The organism is Paenibacillus sp. 453mf (genome assembly GCF_900116105.1).
GTDB classification, from domain to species: Bacteria; Bacillota; Bacilli; order Paenibacillales; family Paenibacillaceae; genus Paenibacillus; species Paenibacillus provencensis.
On sequence record NZ_FPAC01000001.1, the window covers coordinates 2,943,464 to 2,965,277 of the forward strand.

Genomic DNA, 21,814 nt, shown 5'->3' on the forward strand with positions numbered 1-21,814 from the left:
TGTTATTTACTACGGTGAACATCATAGCACCAGAAAAAAAAGATTGCAAGCCTTTACAATCAAAAAAATATTTTAATTTCGAAACATCTTAATAACCACAAGATATAGTTAGAAACAAAATTCATACCCTGCATATTGAATAGAAATTTATTCGTTTCGCTCCTTTTTCTGGGAAAGCCGCTGTAAATGCATCGTCAAGTAGCTCACCTCGGCGGAATACACAGGAAGATTAATCCGTCTTTCCATTATCTTCGTCAGCTTCCAAGCAAGCGAATACATCTCCGGATATTCCTGATTAAGCAGTGAATCCAGTTTGTAAATCTCGGCTACTTCTTCACCGCGCCGAACCCGTTCGATCGCGAATCTAAGATGGGTCACAAGCCTGGAATAATCCAGAGAATCACGAGGAATTCGGTAATCGAGCTGCTCCTCAACCAAAGCAACCAGGTCTGCAATAAGCTTGGAGTGCTCTTGGACCTGTGAAATATTCTGATTCGTCATGGCGCTATAAATGTGAAGGGCTACAAATCCAATCTCTTCTTTGCCAAGATCGACTCCGAGGCGCTTCTCTATCAGCTCGATGGCATACTCAGCAAATTCATATTCCATTGGATACATATCTTTTGTCTCGTACAAGAATGGATTATGCAATACGATACCTTGTTCTTTGCGCTTCATAGCAAAGGCAATATGATCCGTCAGTGCAATATGGATATGTTCGTTGAGAGGAACGTTACTCTTGCTTGTTATATTTAAAATAATATCGTTAATCGTCTCTATTAACTTTTCACTAACACGAGGAACCAGCTGCTTGTATTGTTCCTGCTCCTCCTGTCTCGTTAATATAAACATTTTTTCTACTGCTTGCAGAGGAATTTGATCACCTGATTTGCGATTGAATCCAATCCCTTTGCTGATGATGACGACTTCTTCGTGTTCAGGGTGGGTCGCGATAATCACATTGTTATTCAACACTTTAGCTACCTTCAGGTTCACTTTTGCACCTCTTTTAGCCCCATAATTCGTAATTCGGCATGTTATATCTAAATAAGATACACCACGCTTAAGTTAACAAATTATGAGGCTAAGGTCAATATTTAACCTTTGGAGTGCTTAGATCAAACTGTTTCTTTGGTAGCAACCGCTTCAGCTGGAATCTTCAAGTTTTCCAATGCTGCCGGCTCTGAAGGAGCGGTTGGGATTGCCTTCTTGGTAAATCCTTGGATGAGCTGCTCAACATCGATTCCAGACACGCTCTTTAGCATTTCAGGAGCAGTTGACATGAGCTCGGTCACATAATTGCTGACTCTTGCAGCACCTTCTCCCTTGCCAGTATCGACCACGGTAAGTTTGTCGATGGAGGATAATGGCTGGGCGATACGCTCAGCAAGCTCAGGCAGCATTTTCACAATGATGTCGAGAACAGCGGCTTCGCCGAACTTCTGGAAAGCTTCTGCCAGCTTCTCCTTCGCCTCCGCTTCTGCAAGACCACGCAGACGGATAACTTCTGCATCTGCTGTACCTTTTGCACGTTCAGCATCCGCGACAGCCTGACCTTCAAGACGCTTTTGTTCAGCTGTAGCCTTTGCTTGTGTTTCAATAGAGTATTGTACAGCATCTGCTTCGCGCATTCTTTTTGCCTTGTCTGCTTCTGCCGCCTGCTCTACTGCATAACGATCTGCCTCGGCTTTTTTCTTCACTTCCGCATCATATTGCTTCTCACGTACCGTAATTTCTTTCTCCTGAAGATCGATCTCACGCTCCTTGCGCACGAGCTCTACCTTCATTTGCTCCTCAACCATCGTCTGTCTCGCACGGGCTTCCTGAATGTGATAAGCCTGATCAGCTTCCGCTTTGGCTGTATCTTGATCTTTCTTAAAGGATGCTATCTTCAACTCTTTTTCTTTGGCTGCTTCTGCGATATTCGTATCCCGCAACAATTCCGCCTTCTGCCCTTGCTCTTCTGCATTCGCTTTTTGAATCCTCGCATCTCTGACGGCTTCTGCTTCGGCAATTTCAGCGTCCCGTTTCACCATTGCAATTCGGGGCTTACCGAGCGCATCAAGATATCCGTGTTTGTCGCGTACGTCTTTGATTGTAAAAGAAACGATAGACAAACCCATCTTTTTTAAATCTCTTGCCGCCACACCCTGAACTTCTTGAGCAAATCGATCCCGGTTACGGTAAACTTCTTCTACCGTCATTGAGCCGAGAATCGCACGCAGATGTCCTTCAAGAACTTCTTGTGCTTCGCTTTTTAGAGCTTCAATGGGTTTACCAATAAATTGTTCTGCCGCTGTAGCAACATCTTCGATCGAACTGCCGACCTTGATGATGGCTACTCCGTCTGCAATAACCGGTACTCCTTGCTCTGTATAGACTTCAGGTGTTGTTACGTCGAGCTTGTGAGATAAAAGCGATATGAATTCCGATTGTTGAAACACCGGCCATATAAAAGTACCCCCACCGCGAACAATCTTTATTTCCCGTCCGGATTCATCACTAGATATATTCTTCCTTCCGAGAAAAGATCCGGTAACGATCATCGCTTCATCTGGACCCACTGTCTTATATCTCGCCCAGAACGCGATCCCGAGGATTAAAATTACAACCACTACAATTACGGGAATAAGTAAAGATTCTTGCATGAAATCTGGCATTCTCATCTCTCCTCTAAGTATAATTGGTCATTACTACAGACTGTCTAGCTCCGCTACCCGAAGCACGCCATCTGCAACCTCCACAACAACCACCCTGGTGCCTGCCGTAATCGGTTTAGCTTCAAAGCTGGAAGCTGTGTGAAGGGTATTGCCGCTTACGAGCTTAATCATCACTTCACCATAACCCTTCTCTGGAACGGGGACGGTGATTTCACCAATCTTTCCAGCAAGCTCACGCATGGAAAAACCAGTCGATACCTCACTGTTTCGTGCAGGCCTTATGTAGGCAAAAAATACAGTCAACGCCCCGAGAATGCCGAACAACAAGGATAGCAGAACATGAACTGCTGTATTCAGCTCGGTATACTTCATCAGTAGAATGCCTGCTCCCCCGAAGGTCGTTATTGAACTGGCAATAACTGTAGAATTCAAAAATTCTACCCCTGCCAGCTCAAATGAACCTTCCAGCAAACCATCAAACAGATCTCCGAACAAGACGCTAACAAGTGCAAATATTGCTCCTCCGATCAGACAAGCCCAGTATAACGTCTCCATATTTCACCCCCTCTGCCCTCAGATGCACATGTCAATATATACGTATGCATTAGGTAAATGTTTCAAAATTATGAATTAGGAGCTAATTGAGGTGGAAATAAGAATGTTAGTGGTGATGAAGGAAATATGGATAAATCATGAGATGAGTGCATGGGATTGTGGCTGCGGTTGACGGATTGTTCATCAGATCGCAAATTGTCTTTGGATTCTCTGATCTTATAAAATATTCAATGGTTAGAATCCAAAGACAAAAAGCGAACGCTTCGCTACTTCTGGTACAACTTCATCCTCCTCCGCTTGCCCATGCTTCTCTAGACCAAAGCACGCTAAAAAGCCCTTTGCACTAATAAACAAGAGCAAAGGGCTGTTGGTTATGCTTTTTTTTACAAGGACGCTTTATAAATTTCTACTACATCCTCGCGCTGCAATTTGTTGAAGTTACCGAACGGTCCAAAGCGCATTGCTTTATCCGCCATCACATCAATTTGACTTGCATCAATATCATAGTCCGCCAATCGGTTTGGAGCGCCAATGCTGGTCCAGAACGAGCTCAGCGCCTCGATTCCTTCGAGTGCAATCTGCTCATCGCTCTTGCCTTCTGGATTCACATCAAACACGTTAATCGCAAGACGCTTAAAGCGGGATACATCTACATGCAGGTTATGCTTCATCCAGTTCGGGAACAGGATCGCAAGCCCTCCGCCATGCGGAATATCATAAACGGCAGACACGGCGTGTTCAATATTGTGTGTAGCCCAGTCGCCTGCAAGACCCATGCTCAGTATATTGTTCAGCGCCATCGTTCCGCAGTACAGAATGGTTTCACGCAGCTCGTAATTCTCCAGATCGTTAATTAGCTTAGGAGCTGCCTCGATTACCGTCCGAAGGATCGTTTCACAGAAGCCCAATTGTACTGGGGTATTCGTATCCAAATGGAAGTAATGCTCCAATGTATGCGACATCATATCTACTACGCCATAAACCGTTTGATCCTGAGGTACAGAGAAGGTATGAACCGGATCAAGAATTGAAAAAGCCGGATATACCAGTGGACTTCCCCAGCCCAGCTTCTCCTGAGTCTCTTGATTCGTAATGACCGAGCCGCTGTTCATCTCTGAACCCGTTGCAGCCATCGTCAGCACTGTAGCAAGCGGCAGGGCGGCTTTTGGCTGTGCCTTACGCTCTGCAAAGTCCCACATGCTGCCATCATATTTGGCACCGACTGCAATGGCTTTGGCACAGTCTATTACACTGCCGCCGCCAACAGCGAGAATCAGATCAATTCCGTGTTCTTTGCAGAGGTCTGCCCCTGTATGTACTGTAGATAGTCGAGGATTGGGCTCAACTCCGGCCAGTTCATGAACCTCTGCTCCAATCTCGGACAAGAGCTGGATGACTTGATCGTAGAGACCATTGCGTTTGATGCTGCCACCGCCGTAGACAAGCAGCACTTTGTTGCCGTATTTAGGCACTTCGGTTTTTAGAGCTGCAAGCTGACCTTTACCAAAGATCAGACGTGTAGGATTATGAAATTGAAATGCTCTCATTGTAAAAATCGCCTCCAAGCATACATTTTTATTCGTTACACATATCTTATTATAGAACCAATTGTTTTCAAAAAACAAACTTCCGGGAAAAAGAGAAGCCCCTCCCCAATGAAGGGACGGGCTCTGCACCGCAATCAACGATGAGTTTCTATTCTGTATAACCCAGATGCTGTACAAAACGACGGAATGCTTGTTTGCCCGCTTCGTCTCGTTTGTAAACACCGGCATGCTCAAGAATTTGAGCAAATTTATTACCCGCTTCCTCCTGGACCCGGGCCACAGCCGCTTCCTTAGAGAGCGCAGTACCATACTTCTCAATCAGTGCATGAATCCATTCTGTATGCTTGTGAAGGTCAGAAACTTCATCACTGACAGCTGATTTCAGAAGCTCCTCATCACCTGTCAAAATATCAGCGATAAGATCCAATTCTTCTTTTAGTCGGCCAGGCAGAATAGCAAGTCCCATCACTTCAATCAGACCGATATTCTCTTTCTTCAGATGATGCATTTCACGATGCGGATGGAAGATTCCCTCAGGATACTCATCACTTGTACGGTTATTGCGAAGAACGAGATCCATTTCGTATCCCCCGTCCTCAGCACGCCGGACAATCGGTGTTACCGTATTGTGCGGTATCATCTGTCCATCCTGCTCCGTATGTGACAGAATATCTGCTTCCGGATCACTGTATACCTTCCATGCCTCATAAATATCATTTGCCGCTTCCAGCAAGACAGCTTGATCCTTGGAAGAGAGTCTAAGCACAGACATCGGCCATTTTACAAGACTGAGTGAAACGCCTGGAGCGGCATCATTATGGAATACAGCCTCCTGTACCGCTTTTTGAATCGCAAATGTATGTCTTCCACCCTGGAAATGATCATGCGTCAATATGCTTCCACCCACGATTGGAAGATCCGCGTTAGAACCGATGAAATAGTGAGGATATTGATCCACGAACCCAAGCAGGCGGCGCAGCGTATCCTTAGTCAGCTTCATCGGCACATGATCATGATGGAACACGATACAATGCTCGTTATAGTAAACATAAGGAGAATATTGGAACAGCCATTTCTCATCATTCAGCGTGAGCGGAATGGTTCTCAGGTTCTGACGTGCCGGGTGATTAATTCGGCCTCTGTAACCTACATTCTCACGGCAGAGCTGACATTTAGGATATACAGGCGGTGGAAGCAGCTTAGCCATTGCGATTTCTTTTGGGCTTTTTTCCGGCTTGGACAGGTTAATCGTGATCTCAATATCCCCATATTCCGTAGGCTGCTTCCAATATACATTCTTCGAGATACGATCCATGCGAATATAGTTTGAATCAATAGACAGTTCATAGAACCGGCTTGTTGCCGCCTCCATCCCCTTCTTTGTCTGAATCTCACGGAACTCCCGAATCACTTCGGAAGGGCGAGCCATCACAAGGCCCATAATCTTCGCATCCAGCAGATCCCGATACGTGTCCGTATTTTCTGGAATGAGCCCGATCTCATAGCCGAAATCAATCAGTACATCAATCAGCGGCTGCGGTCCAGACAGCTCGGATTCATCCATTGTACCCGCATAGGGCTCATCAAAATTAAACAGACTCAGCAGCTGGTTACGGCTATAATCATAATCCGCATCCTCGATCAGATGACGTCTTGCTGCAAACAATACCAAACGTTCAATGGCATGAAGTGCTTCTTGTGCAGCGGATGACTGCGCGTTCTGTTTTTCTCCTGCATTCGTATTCACGTTCATCTCTGCCATTTGCTTACTCCCCTTTTTGGTTTGTGCTGTACCCATCGGGATGGGACTGATGCCAGCTCCAAGCACTCGCAATGACCTTGGCTAGATCGGTATATTTCGGCTCCCAGCCAAGCACTGCACGGGCTTTATCCGAGGAAGCAACCAGTACCGCAGGGTCACCCGCACGTCGTGCTTCCAAGACAACCGGAATGTCGAGCCCAGTTACTTTCTTCGCTGTTTCGATAACCTCTTTGACGCTGAACCCTTGACCGTTGCCGAGGTTAAACACGTTACTCTCTTCGCCCTTGCGCAAATAATCCACTGCACGTAGATGTGCATCCGCAAGATCACTCACATGGATATAGTCACGGATACATGTTCCATCTTCTGTAGCATAATCGTCTCCAAAAATCGCAATATGCTTGCGCTGCTTCAATGCCGTTTGAAGCACTAGCGGAATGAGATGGCTCTCAGGCTGGTGATCCTCACCGATCTTGCCGCTGTCATGGGCGCCGGCTGCATTAAAGTAACGAAGGGATACATATTTGATGCCTAGTACTTTATCAAACCAGGACATCATGCGCTCCATCATGAGTTTGGTTTCGCCGTATACATTGGTCGGTTCTGTACGGTCACTTTCCTCAATAGGTACCTTTTCAGGCTCGCCATAGGTTGCTGCCGTTGAGGAGAAGACAATTCTCTTAACGCCTGCATCCTTCATGGCTTCGAGTAGTGACAATGTACCGAACACATTGTTATCATAGTATTTCCCTGGATTTTGCATACTTTCTCCTACAAGGGAATTGGCTGCAAAATGAATGACCGCATCAATTTCGTTCTCTGAGAACAGTCTTGCAAGAAGCTCCTTGTCCCGAAGATCTCCCTCGTATAGCTTGCCGCCAAGAAGGGCCTCCCGGTGACCTGTCTGCAAATTATCAAGAACAACAACTTCCTCACCGCGCTCAAGCAGCGCTGCAACGGTATGAGAACCGATATAACCTGCTCCACCTGTTACTAGAATCGCCATCGTCTTACGCCTCCCCTTTCAATTCTTTAACGCCGTCGCCCACTCCGCATACATAGAATTCTCCAGTGAGTCCAGTCCGCTCCTTGTATGCTGCACCAACCTCCTGCACAAACCGATCCACATCGTTTTCATGCACGAGTGATACAGTACAGCCTCCAAATCCTGCACCTGTCATGCGGCTGCCGAGTGTACCTGGAATTTTGCGAGCTTCTTCAACCATCACATCAAGCTCCTCACAACTGACTTCATACAGGTCGCGCAAGGAATCATGAGATGCGTTCATTAGCTCCCCGAAAGCTGTGAGGTCTCCGCTGCTAAGTGCGTCTACTGAGGCCAGCACACGAGCATTTTCTTCAACAACATGCTTGGTCCGTTTCTTCAGAATATCATCACCAAGGGTTGACTCCAACTCGCTGTATTGTGCCGGAGTAAGCTCAGCCAGATAAGACAGTGAAGGCAGCTGCTCCTTCAGAATAGCGAGGGACTGATCGCACTGCTGACGTCTCTCGTTGTAGGCCGAATCCACAAGTCCGCGGCGCTTGTTCGTATTGCCGATAATCAGCTTGTAATCTCCCGTGCGGAACGGCACATGCTTGTATTCAAGCGTATCGCACATCAGAAGAATCGCTTGGTCCTCTGCACCGTTCGCTACTGCAAATTGGTCCATAATTCCGCTGTTCACTCCCACATACTGGTTCTCAGCGCGCTGGGAGAGCAGTGATATTTCAACCGTATCGACTTTGCCTTCTTCAAGCGTGAGCAAAGCGTATGCAGTTACTACTTCGATTGAAGCAGAGGAGGATAGGCCTGCTCCGTTCGGAATCTCACCATGGAACATCAGATCGTAGCCTTTCGTAATGTTAGTGCCTGCCTTAATGATCTCCACCATTACACCGACAGGATAATCGATCCACTCGCCTGATTTATCCTTGCCGATATCCCCCACCTTAATTACCGCTTCATAGGTAAGGTTCGTGGAATAAAAATGGATCTCGTCATCCTGACGTTCGCGGATGATCAGCGTTGTTCCAAATTCAAGTGCGGCAGGAAGAACATAGCCACCATTATAATCGATATGCTCGCCGATCAGGTTCACGCGTCCAGGGGCATTAAACACGCGTATTTCAGCAGAATTATCACCATATTTTTCAGTAAATTGTTGTTTGAGTTGTTGTACGTTCATTAACCTTCACCTCTTTGTAAAAGTTGTTTTAATCTTAATTAAATTATACATGGAAGCGTTATAAACGGTAATGTATGCATGTGTTCAATATATGGACAAATGTGACTGCGACCTATTTGAAAACATGGAAAACACTGGCTTTTATTAATATGTACTCCCTGCTTTTTATGGTATACTGGTGACATGACAGCTATACTTTTATGTACATTATTGTTCTGCAAGCTCGCTTGCAGAAGGAAGGAATCAACAAATGATGCAGGACTCCTATTCAGTAGCTTCCAATCCCGTAGATTACGAGAATAGTCCGCTGCACGTCCTCTTCGTAGGCGAGAGCCAAACCAAACCGGGACATGCCCTTGGACCGAAAATATATGATTACTACCTTCTTCATTATGTCGAGTCAGGCAAAGGTATTTTTCGCACAGAGAGCCGTACTTACCACCTTTCCGCAGGGCATATATTTCTAATTCATCCATCTGAGCTGGTCAGTTACGTGTCCGACGAGGAGGAGCCTTGGCGTTATCGCTGGATGGCATTTACGGGTAAAGAGGCCGACAAGCAGGTGAAGGATGCTGGGTTCAGCCTTGAACAGCCTGTTATTCCAACCGTGCAGGACAGCAGGTTGTCGTCACTCCTATCCACCATGCAAGATGCCTTTTTCGAAAAAAAAGAAAGTGCTCACCTCACCTCCATCGGCTGTTTATATCTGATCTTTGCTGAGGCAAAAGAAAGACTCGTGCTGGAATCGGCGGTTACAACGGCGGAATCTCAAGTAGGCCGGACGGTGAAGCAGATGATCCAATACATGTCGACTCAGTATGCCCATCCAATCTCCATCGAACAAATGTGTGCAAGCTTGGGTTATAATCGTGCTTATTTGTCCCGCATTTTCAAAAAAGAAATTGGGCTCTCACCCGTCACGTATTTGCTGAAGCTGAGGATCGATAAGTCAAGACAGCTGCTCAGAGAACGGCCTGAACTTTCAATAGAACAGATCTCTGCCTCTGTCGGCTTGCCGGATGCACTCTATTTCTCCAGACAATTCAAAAGGTTCTATAGGCACTCACCCAGTGCATACCGCAGACAGATGCAGGAGCAGTCCAATTGAACCTTCCATGACTGAGTCACGAGCATTTTCCTATGTATAAAATAATACAAGCCTGCCTATGAATTTGATCATAAGGCAGGCTTGTTCTTTTGTCACGATGGGAATTCGATCAATCCTTATCCCCTTAGTTGTCCGTATGCAGAATAGATTCAATGTCCGCTAATTCTTCGGAAGAGAAGTCAAGGTTGCTCAGAACCGCCACATTCTCCTCGATCTGGCTAGGCCGGCTCGCTCCGATTAAGGCAGAAGTTACTTTTCCTTCTCTAAGCACCCACGCGAGGGCAAGCTGAGCCAGACTTTGACCGCGGGAAGCGGCCACCTGGTTTAAGGCACGCACTTTACGCAGCGTCTCTTGTTTGATCTGAGTCTCATTCAAGAAGACAGAACTGCTCTTCGCTCTGGAATCTTCAGGGATTCCATTGAGATACTTGCCCGTCAGTACCCCTTGCTCTAGAGGGCAAAAAGCAATGCTTCCCACACCATTTTCCGTCAGTACGTCTTGAAGCCCGTCTTCAATCCAGCGGTCGAGCATGGAATAACGAGGCTGGTGAATAAGTAGAGGAGTGCCCAGCTTATTCAGAATATGTACAGCTTCCTTCGTTTTTTCAGCTGAATAATTCGAGATTCCGACATACAAGGCCTTGCCTGAACGAACGATATGATCGAGCGCCTGCATCGTTTCCTCAAGCGGAGTGTCTGGATCAAATCGATGAGAGTAGAAGATATCGACATAGTCCAGCCCCATTCGTTTCAAGCTCTGGTCAAGGCTCGAGATCAAATATTTGCGTGACCCCCATTCGCCGTAAGGTCCCTGCCACATATGATAACCCGCCTTCGTTGAGATGATCAGCTCATCCCGATAAGGCTTCAGATCTTGAGCGAGCACCTGTCCAAACATTTGTTCAGCAGAGCCCGGTGGAGGTCCGTAGTTGTTAGCCAGATCAAAATGTGTGATTCCCAAGTCAAATGCCCGTCTAATCATGTCTCTGCCATTCTCGAACGAATTAATTCCGCCAAAATTATGCCATAGTCCAAGTGAAATGGCCGGCAGTTTAAGTCCCGAGCGTCCTACCCGGTTATATTTCATTTCATCATAACGTCTATTATCAGCTACATATCCCATTTGCACATCTTCCTCCCGCGACTAATCTGTTAAAGCTTATCCATTCATTTATTCATGATAGACCCAAAACTTCAGCTTGACAAGAAATCGTTTACATAGAGTATAGATCGCCTTGTGCCTCCGACAGCAAAAGAACCCCCTTTATCTAGAAAGGCAGGCTCATGACAAATCATTATAATAGTGCATTCACTTGGTCCAGCACACGGCCGATCGGTTCTGTTATCAGCAGCTCTGCCCTGCTGTCGTAAGGCGTTGGTGTTGCATTCAGCAAGACGGTATGCTTGCCTTGAAAATAAGTGACGAGCTGCGCAGCAGGCTGAACGGTTAATGAAGTTCCTCCGATGATCATCAAATCCGCTTCAGACAGAGCATCCACAGCATGGTACAGGGTCGTCTGATCAAGTGATTCTCCGTACAGCACGACATCCGGCTTGATAATACCATTACATTTGTTACACAGAGGAACCAATGATTCTGACGCTATTATGGCATCGAGATCATAGAAATGGGCACAGTCCATACAGTAGTTGCGATGAACAGAACCGTGAAGCTCATGTACCTTCCCACAGCCTGCCGCCTGATGCAAACCATCGATATTTTGAGTGATCACAGCAGACAGCTTACCTTCCTTCTCAAGCCGGGCAAGCAAGCGGTGTGCACCGTTGGGCTTGGCATGAGGGTGAAGCATTTTGGAACGATAAAAGTCATAGAAAATATCCGGATGCAGCATAAAAAAGTCAATACTGAGCAGCTCCTCAGGTGAGTACGGAGAATGCTGCTCTGTCTGATAAATCCCGGCAGCAGATCGAAAATCTGGAATTCCACTCTCCGTAGATGTACCTGCTCCGCCAAAAAACACGATCTTCATGCTCTCACGAATCCACGTAACTAAAGGTTCAAACGCATCAGCCATTTCCTCGCCCTCCCTTCGTACCCCTTTTACGATAAATTGTTCTTTTGGATCCAAGCAAAAGCTTCACTTCAGAAAAATTTGGTCATAATGCGTAATCACGGTGTCCGCATGCTTTAAATAGGACGTATCTCCTGATGGAACAATTCCGATGTTTATTTGAGCACCCGCACTTCTCCCCATTTGCATATCTCCGTTGCTGTCGCCGATGACAGCCAGCTGCCCAGGAGAAAGTCCAAGTGCTAAACAAGCCGCTTGCACACTTTCAGGATCAGGCTTGCTGCTCGTCACCCGGTCAAATCCAATTATAACATCAAAATAGTCGAGAATATCCAGCCATTCGAGATGCAATGTAGCATTAGAAGTAGAATCTGCCGTAACCACACCCAGCAAGAGTCCCTGAGCCTTACAGCGGTCCAGAAATGGAATCAGTCCGTCCAATGGAATTGCATGATCCTTGCTTATCAATTCGTTAGCTCTGGCACTAATCTCACGAATGCAGGTTATTGCATCATTCCAGGCCATTCCGGCAGCATACAGCTGCCAGGCAAGAACTGCGGTAGACTCGCTTACCGTTGCAATAGCAAACGGTCCTTCGGCGTCGTAGCCTGCGACCTTCCCATGTGCATCATATCTGGTCCCCAGCACTTGGTCACGCTGTCCAGTAAAGTTCTTCCCCATAACAGCCAGCTGAGCTTCCAGTGCATCAAGTACATAATTTCCCCAAGGGGTCCATAATGCCTCAATGTCTAGGAGCGTTCCATCCTTATCGAATAAAATGCCAGAAATATGCGCTTCCTTCTGTCCGGCCTTCAATAGAGCGATTTGAATCACTTCCTCTTGATTATTTAAAAATTCTGACCGAAGGTTCGGCCAGAATTTTTAGGGGCTTATTCCTGTGCAGAATCGATTTGCTGCAGCCATGCGATTAACATAGCTCTTTCCTGCCACCAGCTTCTCTCGACTAGTTATTTCTCTTGAACTGCCTTCCGGTATGCATCCATATACTGCTCGGCTTTGCGGCGGACATGGGTCATATCACCGGTCTTGACGGCCTCCGCTGTCAGGTCTGAACCGATTCCGACGGCGACCGCTCCTCCTTTAATCCAGTCTCCCAGATTGCTTAATGACACTCCGCCAGTTGGCATAAAGTTCGCTTGAGGGAGTGGGCCCTTCATTGTTTTGATAATTGAGGGATCGTATACGTTCCCTGGGAATAGTTTAACAACATCCACACCAAGTTCCAAGGCTGACTGAACCTCGGCAATCGTCATGACTCCCGGCAGAATAGGAACACGGTACAGATTGCACAATTTGACGGTGTCAGGATTCAAAGCTGGGCCTACGATAAACTCCGATCCTGCCATAATCGCAGCACGTGCAGATTGCGGCTCCAGAACCGTCCCTGCCCCGATAATAGCAAAATTCTGTTCATTCACTGCATTCCATGAATAGTTCTGGCTCAAACGCTCAATGGCCTGCAGTGCCCCAGGTACGGTCAGTGTGATCTCAATGACTTTGATGCCGCCTGCAATCGCCTGCTCTGCCATCTGAACAACCTGATCGGCCGAATCCGCACGTAGCACAGCAACGACGCCATGCTCAAATATTTTATGTAGCAGCTCTAATTTTTTCATTGTTATTTAATCCCCTTTGCATGATTTAATAAATGAACTACAGTAAGATTGAGATCACCCTATTACACTTGCTTACCGTTCAATATGGTGGGCATTGCTGAGCTTGGCCTTAACTTCAGCTGCTGTAGGAAGCGCTTCCCAATCTCCTACAGCTTGAACCATCAAGCTTCCGGTCAGACTGCCAATGCCTGTTGCCTGCACAGGATTCAAGCCTTGCAAAATACCGGATAAAAATCCTGCGGCAAAGCCATCGCCTGCGCCAACGGTATCTATAACTTGATCCGCCTTTACAAAGGGAACTTCTTCCACAGAACCTTGCTGCAGTACATAAGTCAACTCCGGACCACCCTTAACAATGGATACGGCATCTAGTTGTTTTAGACGATCAAATATTTTATCCGTATTCTCTTCCTCATAGAGCATCTTGAGTTCATCCAGTCCCGGAAGAAAATAATCGGCCTCTTGTGCAAGGGACAGCAAAACAGGCCTTGCCTCTTGAAGTGTCCACAGCTTCAGTCGCAAGTTAGGGTCAAAGCTAACAAGAACACCTGCCTGCTTGGCGATCCGAACTGCTTCAAGGACTGTCTCTCTGCTGGATTCACTTATTGCTGCAGTAATACCTGTAACATGCAGAATTTTAGCTCTCGAAATGTAGTCCGTGTCAAGGTCTGAGGTCGTCATCTGGCTTGCAGCTGAATATCTGCGATAATAATGTACAGAAGATTTGCCCGGCATATTTTCTCTGATCATAAGTCCTGTAGCTTCGCCTTCGCTCAGCTGAGCCCGGGAGACATCTACACCTTCGCCGCGAATCGCCTTATATATCATCTGACCCAGCGCATCATTACCCAGCCTTCCAAACCAGCCTGCACGGTGACCCAGTCTCGCCAGACCAATCGCTACGTTGCTCTCAGCGCCGCCAAACGATTTAGACAAGGTGCTCGCATATTCAAGTCCGCGTGTATCTTGTCCCGTAAACAAACCCATACTTTCACCGAACGTTACCGCTTCAGGCGAAGAATATTCCGTTTGATTTCCCATAACAATCCCTCCCTCTCTCTTGTACCCTTCCTCACTTCCATTTAGGTGCGCATACTTTCAAATTCGTTTACTTATTCCATTGTTATCATCCATGGAACCGTTGTCAATCTACAATTTATACGATTTTTCTCAAAATAAATGAACTCAGGACTTTATGTATGAAAATGATTCTACTATCCAAATTTTTGAAATTTTATCCGTTTCATCTATTTTTGTTCGTGGTAAGTACAAGCATATCCTTAACATCATTTAAGAAGAGGAGTGATTCATCCATGGCACACACGCTGAAAGGAAATCGCCCCAAGATGACCCGTGCAGAAGCTGGGCGCCTCGGTGGAGAGGCAACATCCAAAAAGTATGATCGATCCTTCTATCAAAAAATCGGACGTAAAGGCGGCGAGACCACATCAGAAAATCACAGCTCTGACTTTTATCAAGAAATTGGCAGTAAAGGCGGAAAATCCACTGCTCGTTCACATGATCGGAGCTTCTATCGAGAAATCGGCCGTAAAGGAGGCCTTCGTTAGGAAGGAAGTCCCCCCGAAATCACCTTAAATTTGTAGAAATCTGACGTGAACTGTGATAGACTCATTTAAATACATTCTTACTATTAGCTCTTTAAAGCAGCACAGAAACAGTGATCGTTCATTCATTTCGTGCATACTGCTTTCACATGTGCAGTTCAAATGCTAATCAATATTTGATTCTTGGGGGGAAACAGACACCATGGCACCAAAAAAAATGCGTTCAGACATGATTAAAAAAGGTTTTGACAGAGCGCCGCATCGAAGCTTGCTTCGTGCAGCCGGGGTAAAAGAAGAGGATTTCGGCAAGCCATTTATCGCCGTATGTAATTCATACATCGATATTGTACCAGGTCATGTTCATCTTCAGGAATTCGGAAAAATTGTAAAAGAAGCTATTATTGAAGCTGGCGGCGTTCCATTTGAATTCAATACAATCGGTGTTGATGATGGGATCGCAATGGGGCACATCGGTATGCGCTACTCGCTGCCAAGTCGTGATATCATTGCCGACTCCGTTGAAACGGTCGTATCTGCACACTGGTTTGACGGTATGGTCTGCATTCCGAACTGTGACAAGATTACGCCAGGAATGCTGATGGGAGCTCTTCGTGTTAACATTCCAACCATCTTCGTCAGCGGCGGACCCATGAAAGCAGGCCGTGACAAGAACGGACGCGCACTGTCGCTTACTTCTGTATTCGAAGGCGTTGGTGCTTATCAAGCCGGCAAGATCGATGATCAAAGCTTGCTTGAGCTTGAACAATTTGGCTGTCCGACTTGTGGTTCCTGCTCGGGTATGTTCACGGCGAACTCCATGAACTGTCTTGCTGAAGCGCTCGGTCTTGCTCTGCCGGGTAATGGTACCATTCTGGCCGTTGCGCCTGAGCGCCGTGATTTTGTTCGCAAATCGGCAACTCAGCTGATGGAACTAATCAAGATGGATCTGAAGCCGCGTGATATCGTGACTCCAGAAGCAATCGATAATGCATTCGCTTTGGATATGGCTATGGGTGGCTCCACCAATACGGTGCTCCACACACTAGCTCTTGCTCATGAAGCCGGCATTGAGTACCCGATCGAGCGTATCAATGAAGTCGCTAACCGCGTACCGCATTTGTCTAAGCTCGCTCCTGCTTCCGACTATCATATTGAGGATGTCCAGAACGCAGGCGGCGTAAGTGCTGTACTGAACGAGCTGCTCAAGAAGCCGGGCGCACTTCATGCAGAGAATATTACGGTTACCGGCAAAACATTGCGCGAGAACGTAGAGAATTCACCTATTTTGGACGAGAATGTTATTCACAGACTGGATAACCCACATTCTGAACGCGGAGGACTTGCCGTTCTCTTCGGTAATCTTGCACCAGAAGGCTCCATCATCAAGGTTGGTGCAGTAGATCCTTCTGTAGGCGGCTATCACAAAGGACCTGCCATTTGCTTCAACTCTCAAGAAGAAGCTCTTGAAGGTATTGCCAATGGCAAAGTAAAAGAAGGTCACGTTGTCGTTATCCGCTATGAAGGACCTAAAGGCGGACCAGGTATGCCAGAAATGCTTGCTCCTACCTCCCAAATCGTCGGGATGGGACTTGGTGCCAAGGTCGGCCTGATTACGGACGGACGTTTCTCTGGTGCATCTAGAGGAATCAGTATCGGACATATCTCTCCTGAGGCTGCTGAAGGTGGACCAATCGCCTTTGTACATGACGGAGACCTGATTGAGCTTGATCTCAACAATCGTAAGATTGAGCTGCTTGTCAGCGAGGAAGAGATGGAACGTCGCCGTGCTGAAGAATGGACGGAGTTTGAACCAAAAGTGAAGACGGGTTACTTGGCTCGTTACTCCAAACTCGTTACCAACGCCAGCAACGGCGGTGTCCTCAAAATATAATTCTGCACTTATAGATAAATTAAAGGGATCCAATGCATAACAAGCATTGGATCCCTTATTCTTTTTCATAATTATTCGAATCAACTTTAAGATAACTATACTATGCCACAGGCGGTGTACGCGTTAAATCTGTATTACCTGTTAATGAGATTTCATCCTCATCCGAATAGGCTGACTTGGCCGTGCTTTGATCATAGACCGTGTCTTTTTTACGTCTCAATCCATCACCGAAACGTTCAAATAAAATATCCATTGGCATCACAATCATTTTCGGAGTCATCTGATGACTTCCTTCCCGTAATCTTCCTTGACCTTCCGGATGTATTACACTAAGCAGAATTTTTAAATACACTGATGTAGATGCCGCAAACAAACCACGCGGAAGATCCAGCACCGAGAATCCAAACTGTTCGGGTCCACGATTGATCATGCTGACACCGTACAATGCCTTCGCATTAGCCACTTCCGGGTCAAGGGCAGCAATCTTGACGAGATCAGGCAGCTGCTTCTCCATCATCCGGATCATCCGGATCGCGAGATGAACAGGGGTTTTTGAAGAGGATCCCAGCTGGTACAGCTTCTTATTATCAAAATGAAGCTCAATGATGTCGTCCCCTTTTTGCAGGGCATGGCCATTCGGCAGCTTAATGGCCTTGCCTTGATAAGGACGAACTCGGTAATGCAAGAAAGGATCCTGAGGAGTTATCGTCTTCAGCTTGGTAACCATATGGAATATCTGCTCCCAACCGAGCCATGCCCGCACTACTAATCTTTTTAGACCTGATTGAATCTTCATAACTGCCTCCCTTCCCGGTATTTGCTGCTTGGCAGCATAATGGAGTGAGATCATATCATCAATCCGTATACTTTGTATGTTTCGCTGACCGGCCTCAGTCAGAACCCGATCCAGCGCGATGAGCATTTGAGCCGGCGCATGCCGATCCGCTCCTGGCGTCGTTCCACAATCATGAAGCACCATCACCTCACCGCCACGCAGTTTCTTCAGCATCCGCTCTGTCAGTCGATCTGCGCCTAACCGTTCTCTCCAATCGCCGAACATACCCGACCACAATACGATGCGATGGTGATGCTTCTTGGAAAAATCAAATAAATTGGTAATTCCCCAAGGTGGACGGTAATATAGTGCATGAGAGCCAGTAATCTTATATATAATGGAGCCTGTTCTTTCTATCTGCTGACGAACGACTTTGGGTGTCATTAGCCAGTTCGTTTGATGTATATAATTATGGATGCCGATGAGATGACCTTCGGCGTGCATTCTTTTTAACAGCTCGGGGTTGCGCTCCGCATGTTCACCCACAACAAAAAAGGTGGCTTTGGCATTATGCTTCTTCAACAGATCAAGCAGCTGCGGCGTGTAATTGGGATCCGGCCCATCATCGAAAGTTAACGCAAAATCATTAAGATTCCTTCCGCGTCTGAATACTCGAAATCCGAATAAACGGCTAATTAAACTAGGTATAAATGCATAAAAAGATGTAATGTAAAAGAGCAACAGCAGCAAGTTCTGCATAACGGTATTCCTCACTTTTTTAGACTCGTAACGTGTGGTTGTAAGACGTACATTACAAAATCTTAAAAACAACACTAACTATTATTTTATCATATTGTGAATAAAATGAACCCTTCAATTTAAAATTAACGTATACTTCCTAGACAGATTAAACCAATATCTATACAGTAAATTGTAGTATTCCGAACCCATTCTCTAACTCATCCCGCTGAAATTGATTTATTAGTTTAATCTTTCAAGTGAATTACACACTTTTCAAAAGGAGTCGTTGTTATAATATGCTTCCTCTTTACAAAAAATATTGGCGAACCGCACTCGATATTGGATTAATTGCGCTGACCGTATTTCTGATCATGTTTGTTTCAAGCCAGCTGTACCAGATTGCCGCTCCTGTATTTCTATCTTTTCTTGTATTTGTCATTATTGAGCCCTTGGCTAAGTTCCTACATAAAAAGGGATTAAAAAAAGCCTTAGCATCAGCCATCTCTGTGCTTCTGTTCGTGGCTGTTCTCTTAGGCATCTTCTTCGGACTAGGCGTTATCATTGTATCGTCCATTAGTCAATTCCAGGATAATATTCCGGCGTACATGGCACTGATACAGAGTCAGTTCACCCAGCTGCTTGAACTGTTCCAGACCCAGTGGAATGCGCTGCCAGCAACGGTGACCGACCAAATTAATCAGAATTTTGAAAAAGTAACGGCAGCTCTCTCCTCCTGGGGTGCGGGCTTCCTCGGTTACATTGTCGGTATGCTGAGCTCCTTCTCCTCATTCATCGGAAATTTTGCAGTAGCGATTATACTTGCCTTCTTCCTGAGCGTCGAGTTTGATATGTGGCGGATGATTACCAAAAGTAAAGCGCCCAATACGCTAAAGAAAGCTTATCTGTTCTTGAAGAATCATGTGTTCAAGGCAATTGGTGCTTATCTTAAGGCACAGCTGATACTCATCTCCATCACATTTGTGCTTGTACTGATCGGTCTAATCATTCTGGGAACCGGAAACGCCCTTACGCTTGCGCTCATCGCAGCTGTTCTGGATCTTCTGCCGCTGCTCGGGGTACCTGTTATATTTATTCCTTGGAGCATTTATTTGTTCATCGTGGGTGATGTCGGAACTGCGATTGGCTTATTAGTGGTTATGGGCGTGACCATGCTCGTAAGACAACTGGCCGAGCCAAAAATATCAGGCAACTCCATCGGTGTGACGTCTGCGTATCTGATGCTGTCCTTTATGCTGATCTCGCTTTCGATCTTCGGCATTTCTGGAGTGATCCTCTCGCCAATCTTGCTGATTTTGATTAAAGAGTTATGGCAGCAGGGGTATTTGCAGCGCTGGATTCGATTGCCTGAGGATGAATTCCAATCCTCTCCTTTTGCAATGGATGATCACGACAATCGAAATTAATATCTAACTCAAAAAGGATAGACAGGCACCTAAAATTAGCATGCCTCCTCTATCCTTTTTTTGTTTGTGGAAATTATGGATTGCTTACTCTTCTAACCCGAAGTTTCTGCAAGTACGTCCATGACCTGTTTAAAAAGCGCTGTAGCTTTATGTTGGGAACGAACAGACTCATTTTTCACCAGAACGGCTACAGCATACTTGGGATTACTCACAGGTCCATAGCCAATAAACCACTGATTATTCTTCTCCACCCCATTGTGCAGCACTTGGGCAGTCCCGGATTTGCCAGCCAATGGCCAAATTGCCTGCTGCAGGCGGGTACCTGTTCCTTCTTCAACAACCTTCTCCATATAGGACTGAAGCTGCTTAGCGGTAGAACTGTGAATTTGAACTGGAGGAGCTTCAGACGTCCCAGACTGAGTCAAGAACTGATCTCTAATCTCGGCGAGGAGTGTGCCGTCAGCATAATGAATCTCCGAAACAATCTTGGGAGAGCGCACCTGTCCTCCTTGCAGCACAGTAACGATCATATTCGCCGCTTGAAGCGGGGTAATTTTAACATCTCTTTGACCAATTGCCGTCTGAATTCGGATTCCTTCATCGTTCTGCTTCAATATCTCTTCTGAGTGAAAAATCTCGCCTGCGTCCTCATGATCAAAAGGTCTAAACTCCTGCAAGCCAAGGTAACCCTCCCGATGATAGCCTACTTGCTGTCCAAGTCCCAGGGCATATGCCGCTTGCAGCAGCTGGCTTGAGGTCAGCCGAGAAGCCACCTCCGCAAACGCAACGTTGCAGGACTCGGCAAAAGCCTCTTCAAAGGTGATCGTTCCATGCCCTTCTTTTTTCCAGCAGGCCAGTCCATACTTACCGTAATGACCTGCGCAATGGAATGTTTCTACTGAGCTCACAACTTCCTGTTCCAAAGCCGCTGCGGCTGTGACCAGCTTAAAGATAGAGCCGGGAACGGCCGCCATTGTGGCCTGATTGACCGAGCTGCCGTCATCAAGGTGAATATCTGTTGGATTGTAGAAAGGTCGAGATACCATCGCCATTACCTCGGCATTGTTCGCATCGAGTACCACGATCGCTCCTTCGTTCACTTCCGCTCCGGTGGTCAGTTGTTCCAGCCTCTGCTGCAGCGACAAGTCTATCGTTGTTTGAATATGGAGCGGATATTTGGGATTATGAGGTGCGATAAGGCGGGGTCCCATTCCTTCTACCGGCTTCTTGTGACTGTCTACCATATTCGAGACGATCGTTGGGCCAAGCCCCTTTAGCAAGGGTTCAAGACTTCTTTCCAGACCTGCCGCACCTGTCTTCACATTAAAGGGATCCTTGACTTCAAGCTTTACATCCCGTTTCTCAGCGCCAGGCATCTCGGATAGATAGCCCAGCCATTGCATTCCATTCGCGTTGAAGGCTGCATATCGATCCATATAAGGCAACGCCTGAACATCCTCTAGCTGCAGCTTCCCGATTGCCTTAATCTGGGCCGGGGTTAATCTCAACGGCTCTCCTGTGGACGATTTCCAATATTCAGGGGAATGAAGCGACTTCCATGTCTCCCACAGCTTATTAGGATCTATATTCAATATGTGGGCCAATTCCTGATGCTGCTGCTCCTGGTCAGCATTTAACGAATCCTCTAACGGGAATAAGACCGGAACCCATATCAGCTGCCCTGTAATCGGCTTGTGATTCCGATCGATAAACTGTCCACGACCAGAATCCAGCACAATTCCCTGCTCACGCTGAAGCACGGACATTTGCAGCATTGTTCGTTCAGAGCCCCCTAATGGGTGATTCACCTGAATGAACTGAATATATGCAAGACGCATAACAATCGCTGCAAATACGATCAGCATCAGAAATAAGGCATAAAATATTCTTTGTTTACGAAGTAATTTCATAGCTGCTGCCTGCCTTC

18 protein-coding genes are annotated in these 21,814 nt (G+C 46.5%); 4 read left to right on the forward strand and 14 right to left on the reverse strand.

The features are described from left to right. Nucleotides 1–147: 147 nt before the first annotated feature. The 7 genes from BM415_RS13880 to BM415_RS13910 all read right to left on the reverse strand — a co-directional run bounded on the left by BM415_RS13880 (nt 148) and on the right by BM415_RS13910 (nt 8,713). Nucleotides 148–996 carry a glucose PTS transporter transcription antiterminator GlcT gene (locus BM415_RS13880; RefSeq protein WP_091158833.1) on the reverse strand — a complete coding sequence of 283 codons (849 nt, stop codon included), beginning with the start codon at nt 994–996 and terminating at the stop codon, nt 148–150. Between the two features lie 122 nt (nt 997–1,118). Next, complete coding sequence (locus tag BM415_RS13885) at nt 1,119–2,648, reverse strand: flotillin family protein (RefSeq protein WP_091159272.1); 1,530 nt, start codon at nt 2,646–2,648, stop codon at nt 1,119–1,121. Between the two features lie 45 nt (nt 2,649–2,693). Further along, nucleotides 2,694–3,215, reverse strand: a complete 522-nt coding sequence (locus BM415_RS13890) for an NfeD family membrane protein (protein ID WP_091158835.1) — start codon at nt 3,213–3,215, stop codon at nt 2,694–2,696. 383 nt (nt 3,216–3,598) lie between these two features. Beyond that, complete coding sequence (locus BM415_RS13895; RefSeq protein WP_091158836.1) at nt 3,599–4,762, reverse strand: iron-containing alcohol dehydrogenase; 1,164 nt, start codon at nt 4,760–4,762, stop codon at nt 3,599–3,601. Nucleotides 4,763–4,910: 148 nt separating this feature from the next. Continuing rightward, nucleotides 4,911–6,515, reverse strand: coding sequence for a UDP-glucose--hexose-1-phosphate uridylyltransferase (locus tag BM415_RS13900; protein ID WP_244533360.1), 1,605 nt, complete (start codon nt 6,513–6,515; stop codon nt 4,911–4,913). Nucleotides 6,516–6,528: 13 nt separating this feature from the next. Continuing rightward, on the reverse strand, nt 6,529–7,530 hold the full coding sequence (galE, locus tag BM415_RS13905) for a UDP-glucose 4-epimerase GalE (RefSeq protein WP_091158839.1): 1,002 nt from the start codon (nt 7,528–7,530) through the stop codon (nt 6,529–6,531). Nucleotides 7,531–7,534: 4 nt separating this feature from the next. Continuing rightward, a complete protein-coding gene (locus BM415_RS13910) occupies nt 7,535–8,713 on the reverse strand; it encodes a galactokinase (RefSeq protein WP_091158841.1) in 1,179 nt (392 codons plus the stop codon). A 250-nt stretch (nt 8,714–8,963) separates the two neighbouring features. On the opposite strand from BM415_RS13910, the gene BM415_RS13915 reads away from it, so the two are divergent. Continuing rightward, on the forward strand, nt 8,964–9,821 hold the full coding sequence (locus BM415_RS13915; RefSeq protein WP_091158842.1) for an AraC family transcriptional regulator: 858 nt from the start codon (nt 8,964–8,966) through the stop codon (nt 9,819–9,821). Between the two features lie 124 nt (nt 9,822–9,945). Here BM415_RS13915 and mgrA read toward each other — a convergent pair whose 3' ends face one another. The 5 genes from mgrA to BM415_RS13940 all read right to left on the reverse strand — a co-directional run bounded on the left by mgrA (nt 9,946) and on the right by BM415_RS13940 (nt 14,532). Next, the gene (gene mgrA / locus BM415_RS13920; RefSeq protein ID WP_091158844.1) at nt 9,946–10,944 is read right to left on the reverse strand and encodes an L-glyceraldehyde 3-phosphate reductase; all 999 of its coding nucleotides are present in this window, start codon (nt 10,942–10,944) and stop codon (nt 9,946–9,948) included. Between the two features lie 172 nt (nt 10,945–11,116). After that, nucleotides 11,117–11,857: an NAD-dependent protein deacylase gene (locus BM415_RS13925; RefSeq protein ID WP_091158846.1), complete on the reverse strand. Its 741-nt coding sequence runs from the start codon at nt 11,855–11,857 to the stop codon at nt 11,117–11,119. Nucleotides 11,858–11,920: 63 nt separating this feature from the next. Beyond that, nucleotides 11,921–12,688, reverse strand: coding sequence for an HAD family hydrolase (locus BM415_RS13930; protein WP_091158847.1), 768 nt, complete (start codon nt 12,686–12,688; stop codon nt 11,921–11,923). 134 nt (nt 12,689–12,822) lie between these two features. Beyond that, nucleotides 12,823–13,491, reverse strand: coding sequence for a bifunctional 2-keto-4-hydroxyglutarate aldolase/2-keto-3-deoxy-6-phosphogluconate aldolase (locus BM415_RS13935; protein WP_091158849.1), 669 nt, complete (start codon nt 13,489–13,491; stop codon nt 12,823–12,825). A gap of 72 nt (nt 13,492–13,563) precedes the next feature. Continuing rightward, nucleotides 13,564–14,532, reverse strand: coding sequence for a sugar kinase (locus BM415_RS13940; protein ID WP_091158851.1), 969 nt, complete (start codon nt 14,530–14,532; stop codon nt 13,564–13,566). A gap of 272 nt (nt 14,533–14,804) precedes the next feature. Here BM415_RS13940 and BM415_RS13945 point away from each other — a divergent pair, with 272 nt between their 5' ends. Continuing rightward, the gene (locus BM415_RS13945) at nt 14,805–15,059 is read left to right on the forward strand and encodes a con-10 family general stress protein (protein WP_091158853.1); all 255 of its coding nucleotides are present in this window, start codon (nt 14,805–14,807) and stop codon (nt 15,057–15,059) included. A gap of 199 nt (nt 15,060–15,258) precedes the next feature. Further along, nucleotides 15,259–16,947, forward strand: a complete 1,689-nt coding sequence (ilvD, locus tag BM415_RS13950; protein ID WP_091158855.1) for a dihydroxy-acid dehydratase — start codon at nt 15,259–15,261, stop codon at nt 16,945–16,947. Between the two features lie 100 nt (nt 16,948–17,047). Here ilvD and BM415_RS13955 read toward each other — a convergent pair whose 3' ends face one another. After that, on the reverse strand, nt 17,048–18,481 hold the full coding sequence (locus BM415_RS13955) for a polysaccharide deacetylase family protein (RefSeq protein WP_091158856.1): 1,434 nt from the start codon (nt 18,479–18,481) through the stop codon (nt 17,048–17,050). A gap of 278 nt (nt 18,482–18,759) precedes the next feature. On the opposite strand from BM415_RS13955, the gene BM415_RS13960 reads away from it, so the two are divergent. Continuing rightward, the gene (locus tag BM415_RS13960; RefSeq protein WP_091158857.1) at nt 18,760–19,887 is read left to right on the forward strand and encodes an AI-2E family transporter; all 1,128 of its coding nucleotides are present in this window, start codon (nt 18,760–18,762) and stop codon (nt 19,885–19,887) included. 92 nt (nt 19,888–19,979) lie between these two features. On the opposite strand, the gene BM415_RS13965 is transcribed toward BM415_RS13960, so the two are convergent. Then, nucleotides 19,980–21,797 carry a peptidoglycan D,D-transpeptidase FtsI family protein gene (locus BM415_RS13965; RefSeq protein ID WP_091158858.1) on the reverse strand — a complete coding sequence of 606 codons (1,818 nt, stop codon included), beginning with the start codon at nt 21,795–21,797 and terminating at the stop codon, nt 19,980–19,982. Between the last annotated feature and the right edge of the window lie 17 nt (nt 21,798–21,814).

Excerpts from the sequence above, each read along its gene's own strand:
- BM415_RS13885 (WP_091159272.1), bottom strand. The coding sequence starts at position 2,648 with ATGCAAGAATCTTTACTTATTCCCGTAATTGTAGTGGTTGTAATTTTA.
- BM415_RS13890 (WP_091158835.1), bottom strand. The coding sequence starts at position 3,215 with ATGGAGACGTTATACTGGGCTTGTCTGATCGGAGGAGCAATATTTGCA.
- BM415_RS13895 (WP_091158836.1), bottom strand. The coding sequence starts at position 4,762 with ATGAGAGCATTTCAATTTCATAATCCTACACGTCTGATCTTTGGTAAA.
- BM415_RS13900 (WP_244533360.1), bottom strand. The coding sequence starts at position 6,515 with ATGAACGTGAATACGAATGCAGGAGAAAAACAGAACGCGCAGTCATCC.
- galE (WP_091158839.1), bottom strand. The coding sequence starts at position 7,530 with ATGGCGATTCTAGTAACAGGTGGAGCAGGTTATATCGGTTCTCATACC.
- BM415_RS13910 (WP_091158841.1), bottom strand. The coding sequence starts at position 8,713 with ATGAACGTACAACAACTCAAACAACAATTTACTGAAAAATATGGTGAT.
- BM415_RS13915 (WP_091158842.1), top strand. The coding sequence starts at position 8,964 with ATGATGCAGGACTCCTATTCAGTAGCTTCCAATCCCGTAGATTACGAG.
- mgrA (WP_091158844.1), bottom strand. The coding sequence starts at position 10,944 with ATGGGATATGTAGCTGATAATAGACGTTATGATGAAATGAAATATAAC.
- BM415_RS13925 (WP_091158846.1), bottom strand. The coding sequence starts at position 11,857 with ATGGCTGATGCGTTTGAACCTTTAGTTACGTGGATTCGTGAGAGCATG.
- BM415_RS13935 (WP_091158849.1), bottom strand. The coding sequence starts at position 13,491 with ATGAAAAAATTAGAGCTGCTACATAAAATATTTGAGCATGGCGTCGTT.
- BM415_RS13940 (WP_091158851.1), bottom strand. The coding sequence starts at position 14,532 with ATGGGAAATCAAACGGAATATTCTTCGCCTGAAGCGGTAACGTTCGGT.
- BM415_RS13945 (WP_091158853.1), top strand. The coding sequence starts at position 14,805 with ATGGCACACACGCTGAAAGGAAATCGCCCCAAGATGACCCGTGCAGAA.
- ilvD (WP_091158855.1), top strand. The coding sequence starts at position 15,259 with ATGGCACCAAAAAAAATGCGTTCAGACATGATTAAAAAAGGTTTTGAC.
- BM415_RS13955 (WP_091158856.1), bottom strand. The coding sequence starts at position 18,481 with ATGCAGAACTTGCTGCTGTTGCTCTTTTACATTACATCTTTTTATGCA.
- BM415_RS13960 (WP_091158857.1), top strand. The coding sequence starts at position 18,760 with ATGCTTCCTCTTTACAAAAAATATTGGCGAACCGCACTCGATATTGGA.
- BM415_RS13965 (WP_091158858.1), bottom strand. The coding sequence starts at position 21,797 with ATGAAATTACTTCGTAAACAAAGAATATTTTATGCCTTATTTCTGATG.